Raw genomic sequence first — 6,263 nt, forward strand, 5'->3', positions numbered from 1 at the left:
TGAAAAGGTCTCACACGGAGGGCACAGAGAACACAGAGGAACAGCGGAGAGATTGAAGTTCTCTCCGTGTCCTCCGTGTCCTCTGTGTGATGCCAATCTGTTTCTCGCGAACCAGAACAATGCTCGGAAACGTGGTATCACACGCGAGTTCGGCCGCCGGTCGCGCCGATCCTGGCGTGGGAGCCCGCGGTGCGAGCGGGTAAACCCGCCCGCTGGAACCACGGAAAGCCTCGCCAACCCCGCGAGGCTTCAACTGCTCCGGGTCGGCACCTCGGTCGCCGAACTGCGCCGATCCTGGCGTGGGAGTCCGCGAAGGCGGACTTCGTGCTGTTGTAGCCCCGACCGGGTGCGGGGGTCGGGAATCGGCGAATCGGGCCGGGGCGGCGCGATCGCGCCGGGGGCGATATATTCGTGGGCGGCTCAACGGGGCGGCGGAAGCGTCGCCCCTTGGCGTATGGACTCCGGCGGGAGGGTGATGTGAGGAGCGCTCGGCGGGCGCGGCAGAGGGGCGCAGGGGGCGCGTGAGGGTCCTCTTCGTGGCCGACGTGATCGGCTCGCCCGGCCGGCGCACCCTGGGCCAGCTCCTGCGGCTGGTGCGCGCCGACACCCGCGCCGACCTGGTGGTGGCCAACGGCGAGAACTCGGCGGGCGGCTTCGGCATCACCCCCGAGATCGTGAAGGAGTTCTTCGAGCTGGGTGTGGACGTGATCACCACGGGCAACCACGTCTGGGACAAGAAGGAGATCCTCCCCGTGCTGGACCGCGAGCCGCGCCTGCTGCGCCCCGCCAACTACCCGCCCGGCAACCCCGGCCACGGCGCGGCGGTGGTGGAGAAGAACGGCGCGCGCCTGGCGGTGCTGAACCTCCAGGGGCGCACCTTCATGCCCCCCATCGACGACCCCTTCCGCTGCGCCGACCAGCTGCTCAGGGAGCTGGACGGGAAGGCCGACGCGGTGGTGGTGGAGTTCCACGCCGAGGCCACCAGCGAGAAGCAGGCGCTCGCGCGCTACCTGGACGGGCGCGTGGCCGCCGTGGTGGGCACGCACACGCACGTGCAGACGGCCGACGAGCGGGTGCTGCCGAAGGGGACGGCGCAGATCACCGACCTGGGGCTCACCGGGGGCCTGGGCGGGATCATCGGGATGAAGACCGACATCTCGCTGGAGCGGCAGCTCACCCTCACGCGCGGCGAGCGGATGCAGCCCGCCGACGACGAGCTGCACCTGCAGGGCGCCGTGGTGGAGATCGACCCGAAGACGGGGCTGGCGAAGTCGATCGAGCGCCTGAGCGTGGGCTACGAGCGGGTCTTGAGCGAACGGTTCGGGAAGAAGAGGTAGCGTGGCTGCCAGGATCATCGACGGCGCGGCGATCGGCCGCGAGATCCGCGCGGAGGTCGCGGCCGAGACGGCCGAGCTGAAGGCCGAGGGGACGGTGCCGGGCCTGGCCGTGGTGCTGGTGGGCGGCGACCCCGCCAGCGAGGTGTACGTGCGCTCCAAGACCCGCGCCTGCCACGAGGCCGGGATGCACGACCGGCTCGTCCACCTCCCCGAGGAGGTGAGCGCCGACGAGCTGTTCGGCACCATCGACGGCCTGAACGCGGACCCCACGATCCACGGCGTGCTGGTGCAGCTCCCGCTCCCGCCGCACATCAACCCCAAGGCGGTGCTGGAGCGCGTGCACCCGGCCAAGGACGTGGACGGCTTCCACCCGCTGAACGTGGGCCGCGCCTTCGTGGGCGACCCGCGCGGCTTCGTCCCCGCCACGCCGGCGGGGATCATGGAGCTGCTGCGCCACGAGCGGATCGAGACGCACGGGAGGCACGCGGTGATCGTGGGCCGCAGCCTGATCGTCTCCAAGCCGCTGGCCTCGCTGCTGATGGCGCCGGGCCCCAACGCCACGGTGACGCTCACGCACCGCCACACGGTGGACCTGGCCTCGCATACGCGCATGGCCGACATCCTGGTGGTGGCCGTGGGCAAGCCGGGCCTGATCACCGCCGACATGGTGAAGCCGGGCGCGGCGGTCTTCGACGTGGGCACCACGCGCGTCCCCGACGCCGCCCACGCCAAGGGCTACGTGATCCGGGGCGACGTGGACTTCGACGCGGTGGCCGAGGTGGCGGGCCACATCACCCCCGTCCCCGGCGGCGTGGGCCCGATGACCATCGCCATGCTGCTGCGCAACACCGTCGAGGCCGCCCGCCGCGCCCACATCGCGAAGACGCGCGAGCGCCGGACGCCGCGCAGGATCGTCGTGTGAGTGCCCAGTGCCCAGTGCCCAGTGCCCAGGAACCGATCCCCTGACGGCTTGTACTGGGCACTTGTACCTGGGCACTGGGCACTAAAACACCAAGCACTTAGCACTCAGGACTGCCGTTCCTTGACCTGGGACCTCTTCACCTCCGCCGCCGACATCGCCCGCCGCGAGGGGCGCGAGGAGGCGCCGCCCGAGAAGGCGCCGCCGCCTCCCGCCGCTCCCGCGCGCAAGTCGCGGAAGAAGGCGCCGGACGCGAAGGCTTCTTCCGCCGCCGCGGCGCTCTTCGACGAGGTGCGCAACGCCGACGTGGCGCGCACCGTCGCCGCCCGCGAGGCGGAGGGCGGGTTCGCGGCGCCCGCCGTGCGCGTCTCGCCCGACGGGATGACGGTGGGCGAGGTGAACGCCGCCGCCCGCGAGCTGATCGAGGGCGTCTTCCCCCCGCTCTGGGTGCACGGCGAGGTCGCCAACTTCACGCGGGCGAAGTCCGGCCACTGCTACTTCAGCCTCCGCGACGCCGACGCCCAGGTCCGCGCGGTGATGTGGCGCGACGAGGCGAACCGGCTCCCGATCCTCCCCGAGGACGGGATGAAGGTGCGCGCGCTGGGCCGCCTCACCCTCTACGAGCAGCGCGGCGAGTTCCAGCTGGTCTGCTACGAGCTGGAGGCGAAGGGCGAAGGGCTCTGGAAGCTCGCTTTCGACCGCCTGCGCGCCCGGCTCGACGCCGAGGGGCTGACCTCGCCCGAGCGCAAGCGCCCGCTCCCCGCGCACCCGGGGTGCGTCGGGATCGTCACCTCGTCGGCGGGGGCGGCGCTGCGCGACATCGTCACCGTGATCCGCCGCCGCGCGCCGTGGACGCGGATCGTGCTGGCCGCGGCGAAGGTGCAGGGCGAGGGCGCGGCGGAGGAGGTGGCGCGCGCGATCCGGCGCATCGGCAGCGCCGGCTGCGCCGACGTGCTGATCGTGGGCCGCGGCGGCGGGTCGGTGGAAGACCTGTGGGCGTTCAACGAGGAGGTGGTCGCCCGCGCCATCGCCGACTCGCCCGTCCCCGTCATCTCCGCCGTGGGGCACGAGGTCGACTACACCATCGCCGACCTGGTGGCCGACCTGCGCGCGCCGACCCCCTCCGCCGCCGCCGAGGCCGCCGTCCCCGACGGGGCGGCGGTGCGCCGCGAGCTCGACGAGCTGCGCCGGCGCCTGGTGGAGTGCACGCGCGAGCAGGTGGACGGCGCCCGCGAGTCGCTCTACAACGTGCGGCTCGATCTGCGGCAGGCCGCCGAGCGCGTGCTGCGCGCCCGGCGCGACCGCGTGGGCGCCACGGCCGCGCAGCTGCACGCGCTCTCGCCGCTGGCCGTGCTCTCGCGCGGCTACGCCGTCCCGCTGGGCGCCGACGGCCGCGTGCTGCGTACGACGGCCGACTTCGCCCCCGGCGCCGCCTTCGACCTGCGCGTGGCCGACGGCGTGGTCCCCTCCCGCGTGGCCGGTGAAGCGGCGCCGGAGTCGTAGGGGCGAAGCCTGCCCGCCCGTGCGGAGCCGGCGACGCCCCGGTCCCGGCCACCCGCGCAGATGCCGGCTCCTGGAGCCTCGCGCGGTTTGCGAGGCTTCCCGCGGTTGTTGCCGCGGCTTTCAGCCGCTCCCGGAAGGTGGCCGGGCCCTTGAAGAACATCTGACGAGCTGGAGATGACGAGCGAGACGCAGGCCCCCCACGCCGCCGAGCCGGAGTGGACCTTCGAGGCCGCGCTGGAGCGGCTGGAGGAGATCGTGGAGCGGCTGGAGGGCGACGGCCTGGAGCTGGACGAGTCGCTGGCGCTCTTCGAGGAGGGCGTGCGCCTGCTGCGCTTCGCCGACACGGTGCTGGAGGGCGCCGACGCGCGCGTCCGCCAGCTCCTGGAAGACGGCGGTGCGGGCTGGCGCCTGGAAGACTTCCCCGAGCCCCTGTGAGCGCCGCCCCCACCTCGGCGCCGGCGGCCGGTTTCGACGTCGAGGCCTTCCTGGACCGCGAGCGCGAGCGCGTGAACGCCGCGCTCGCTTCCGTTGCCGCGTCGGTGATCTCCGGCGCCCCCGCGGCGCTCGCCGAGCCGGTGCTCTACGCGCTCGCCACGCCGGGCAAGCGCATCCGCCCCGTCCTCTCCGCCGCCGCCTGGCGCGCGCTGCGGGGCGGCGACGACCCCCCGGGGCCCGTCTACCGCCTGGCCGCCGCGCTCGAGGTCGTGCACACCTACTCGCTGGTGCACGACGACCTCCCCTCGATGGACGACGACGACCTGCGCCGCGGCCGCCCCACCGTGCACCGCCGGTTCGACGCCCGGCGCGCCATGCTGGCGGGCGCCGCGCTGATCCCGGCCGCCGTCCAGGTGCTCGCCGCCGCCGCGCGCGACCTGGGGCTCGGGCGCGAGCGCCGCCGGGCGCTGGTCCTCGAGCTGTGCCGCGCGGGCGGGGTGGAGGGGATGGTGGGCGGGCAGTGGCTCGACCTGGAGGGCGAGGCGCGCGCGACCGACGCCGGGGGGCTGGAGCGCATCCACCGGCTCAAGACCGGCGCGCTGCTGGTGGCGTCGCTGCGCGTGGGCGCCGTGGCCGCGGGCGGCGGCGACGAGGCGCTCTCCGCGCTCACCGCCTACGGCCGCGACCTGGGGCTCGCCTTCCAGATCGTCGACGACGTGCTGGACGTGGTGGGCGACGCCCGCTCGCTGGGGAAGACGGCGGGGAAGGACAGGAGCGCCGGCAAGGCCACCTACCCCGCGCTCTTCGGGGTGGAAGGCGCCCGCGCCCTCGCCGCCGGGCGCGTCGCCGCCGCCACCGCCGCCCTCCACTCCGCCTCGCTCCGCTCCCCCGAGCTGGAGTCCCTCGCCCGCTACGTCCTGGAGCGCACGAGCTGACCGGAATGTTCGGGCGGTGGCGGACATGGCACGCTCGATTGTGAGCGTAGCGCGCCCGGCCTATGTTTGAGGAATTCGAGTGTTATCTGGATTCGCATCTCTCCGCCATCGCGCTCGCCATGAATACGGCTCGGCTGGACCCGGCACCGGGGGAATCCATGATCGACGTAAAGCAGGCCGTCGGTGCCGCGATGAAGTACGCCCGCGACATCATCGGACCGGACCAGGCGCCGACGCTCGAAGAAGTCGAGATGACTCCCGACGAGCGGTACTGGCTGATCACCCTCGGGTTCGATCCCAGGCTCTCCCCGTTCGAGGTGCTCGGCGGGACGCGGCCGCAGCGGGACTACAAGATCTTCCGGATCGACGCGGAAACCGGCAAGGTCCTCTCGATGAAGATCCGCACCGTCGAATGATCCCCGACACGCTCCTCGCCCGCTATCGGACGGCGGGCGTCCTCGTGGACACCAACCTGCTCCTCCTGTACTTCGTCGGCGCACTCGATCCGGACAGGATTCCCAGGTTCAAGCGAACGAACACGTTCACTCCCGAGGACCACGCGCTCCTCCGCCGGTTCCTGGGCCGGTTCGAGCGGGTGGTCACCACGCCTCACATCCTCGCCGAAGTCAGCAACCTGGCTGGCGAGCTGAGCGGCGCCGTCAGGGACGGTGTCTTCGCGAAGTTCGCCGCCGGGATCACCCTGATGGAAGAGCGGCACGCACCGGCGGCCGAGCTCGCCGCGCAGCCGTCCTTCCCGCGCTTCGGCCTGACGGACACGGCAGTGGTCCACCATGCTCGCGGGCGCTATCTGGTCTTGAGCGACGATTTCCGGCTGTCGCAGTACCTGCAGCACCAGGGAGTCGACGTGATCAACTTCAACCACCTGCGCCTCTACAACCTCCTCCAATAAAAGCCCTCCAGGTGCCGCGCTTGAGCGATGGCGCGCCCGGCGTCGGGATGGCGGCACTCCAGGCTGGTGGACCAAGGCGGTTGAACCCAAATCCTGCTGGGGAAAAAGCGAGCACCGTTCGGAAGTAGTAGATTGAGAGAGACTTCCGGCAAGAAGGATCTCACAACCCACTACACCCAAACGGTGCTCGCATGAAAGCTATCCAGAAGCGGCCCTACGTACAA

General features: G+C 72.2%; 7 protein-coding genes. All 7 read left to right on the forward strand.

Features of this window, described 5'->3' with window-relative positions; genetic code table 11:
* Positions 1–521: 521 nt before the first annotated feature.
* The 7 genes from VF746_03045 to VF746_03075 all read left to right on the forward strand — a co-directional run bounded on the left by VF746_03045 (position 522) and on the right by VF746_03075 (position 6,039).
* Positions 522–1,337 (forward strand): TIGR00282 family metallophosphoesterase, encoded by an 816-nt coding sequence (locus tag VF746_03045; GenBank protein HEX8691395.1) that lies wholly within the window; start codon positions 522–524, stop codon positions 1,335–1,337.
* 1 nt (position 1,338) lies between these two features.
* Positions 1,339–2,259 carry a bifunctional 5,10-methylenetetrahydrofolate dehydrogenase/5,10-methenyltetrahydrofolate cyclohydrolase gene (locus VF746_03050; GenBank protein ID HEX8691396.1) on the forward strand — a complete coding sequence of 307 codons (921 nt, stop codon included), beginning with the start codon at positions 1,339–1,341 and terminating at the stop codon, positions 2,257–2,259.
* A gap of 120 nt (positions 2,260–2,379) precedes the next feature.
* A complete protein-coding gene (gene xseA / locus VF746_03055) occupies positions 2,380–3,759 on the forward strand; it encodes an exodeoxyribonuclease VII large subunit (protein HEX8691397.1) in 1,380 nt (459 codons plus the stop codon).
* Between the two features lie 174 nt (positions 3,760–3,933).
* The gene (gene xseB / locus VF746_03060; GenBank protein ID HEX8691398.1) at positions 3,934–4,194 is read left to right on the forward strand and encodes an exodeoxyribonuclease VII small subunit; all 261 of its coding nucleotides are present in this window, start codon (positions 3,934–3,936) and stop codon (positions 4,192–4,194) included.
* The gene (locus VF746_03065; protein ID HEX8691399.1) at positions 4,191–5,129 is read left to right on the forward strand and encodes a farnesyl diphosphate synthase; all 939 of its coding nucleotides are present in this window, start codon (positions 4,191–4,193) and stop codon (positions 5,127–5,129) included. Before xseB ends, VF746_03065 begins: the two co-directional genes overlap by 4 nt.
* A 158-nt stretch (positions 5,130–5,287) precedes the next feature.
* Positions 5,288–5,545, forward strand: a complete 258-nt coding sequence (locus tag VF746_03070; protein HEX8691400.1) for a hypothetical protein — start codon at positions 5,288–5,290, stop codon at positions 5,543–5,545.
* Entirely contained in the window at positions 5,542–6,039 is a 498-nt protein-coding gene (locus VF746_03075) for a PIN domain-containing protein (protein ID HEX8691401.1), read from the forward strand. Before VF746_03070 ends, VF746_03075 begins: the two co-directional genes overlap by 4 nt.
* Positions 6,040–6,263 lie beyond the last annotated feature (224 nt).

Source organism: Longimicrobium sp., assembly GCA_036389795.1.
GTDB lineage: Bacteria > Gemmatimonadota > Gemmatimonadetes > Longimicrobiales > Longimicrobiaceae > Longimicrobium.